We start from the raw sequence: 1,231 nt of genomic DNA, 5'->3' as shown, positions 1-1,231 counted from the left end.
TGGACCTGTCCCGTTTTTGTGCCGCCCCAAGTGCTCGTTTAAGCCACTTTCCTTTCGAATGCGACAGGGCTTTTCCAGCCCAATGCTGAGTGCCTTCGCCGCGGATTGTAGAAGCCATTGATGTACTGGAAGATTGCCAGTTCCGCGTCTCGTCGCGTGTGCCACGACCTGCGCCAGATCAGCTCTGCCTTGATGGTCTTGAAGAAGGTCTCGACTGCCGAGTTGTCGTAACAATTTCCCTTGCCACTCATCGATACTTGGAAGCCGTGCTGACGCAGGAGCTTCTGGTAGTCGTGTGAGCAGTATTGGCTGCCACGGTCGGTGTGGTGAATGCATCCCTTTGGCGGCTGCCGCAGCGCCACAGCCATTTCCAAAGCCCGGATCGCCAGATCACGCTTCATTCGGTTCGACACGGCCCAACCGATCACGCGACGTGAATGCAAGTCGAGAACAACAGCCAGATAGAGCCAGCCTTCTCGCGTCCAGACATAACTGATGTCGCCTGCCCACTTCTGGTTCGGCTGATCCGCACGGAAGTCCCGGTTCAGCAGGTTGGGCGCGATATTGAAGGCGTGGTTGCTGTCGGTCGTTACTTTGTATTTCTTGGATCGTTCGACGCGTATGCCATTCTCGCGCATCAATCGGCCAACGCGGCGATGGCCGATGGGCAGGCCAAGCTCCTTCAGCTCTTCAGTCATCCGTGGACGGCCATAGCTGCCCAGGCTGAGACGGGATTGTTCCTTGATATGCGCCAAGACCACCATGTCGGTTCGCTGTCTTTGGCTGGCTGGGCGGCTGCGATAGGCGCGCAGTCCACGTGAACTGACATCCAGAACCTGGCAAAGGCGGTTGGTCGGGAATTCGTGGCCATGCTCTTCGATGAACCGGAACCTCATGGCTTTTGGCTCGCGAAGAAGGCTGTGGCCTTTTTTAGGATGTCCCTCTCCTCCTTCAGGATGCGGTTTTCACGTCGAAGTCGTTCGTTCTCTCGGGCAAGGTCGAGGTCTTTGTCAGACACCACCTCAGTGTCACGATGTGCTGTCACCCACTTGTTCAGTGTCGAAAGACCAACGCCCAAATCAGATGCTACCTGCTTGCGCGTCAGCCCGCTCGTCAGTGCGATCCGCACAGCGTCAGCGCGAAATTCGTCCGTCCGTTTCAGTCCCATAGTTCGTCTCCTTTGCTGCAATAAATGCTATCAAAGGAGCGGCAGCAAACCGCGACACGTCCA

Annotated in this window: 1 protein-coding gene; it reads right to left on the bottom strand. The window is 56.7% G+C overall.

Translation table 11 applies throughout. The features are described from left to right. Positions 1 to 38: 38 nt before the first annotated feature. A protein-coding gene (locus ACR0ES_RS20150) for an IS3 family transposase (RefSeq protein WP_480547728.1) occupies positions 39 to 1,168 on the bottom strand; the annotation gives its coding sequence in 2 pieces (ribosomal slippage) (positions 39 to 925 and positions 925 to 1,168; 1,131 coding nt in all). Positions 1,169 to 1,231 lie beyond the last annotated feature (63 nt).

Source organism: Ruegeria sp. N7 (genome assembly GCF_056531345.1).
The sequence above is the reverse complement of the archived record's forward strand: the minus strand, read 5'-3'. Positions and strand labels throughout refer to the sequence as shown.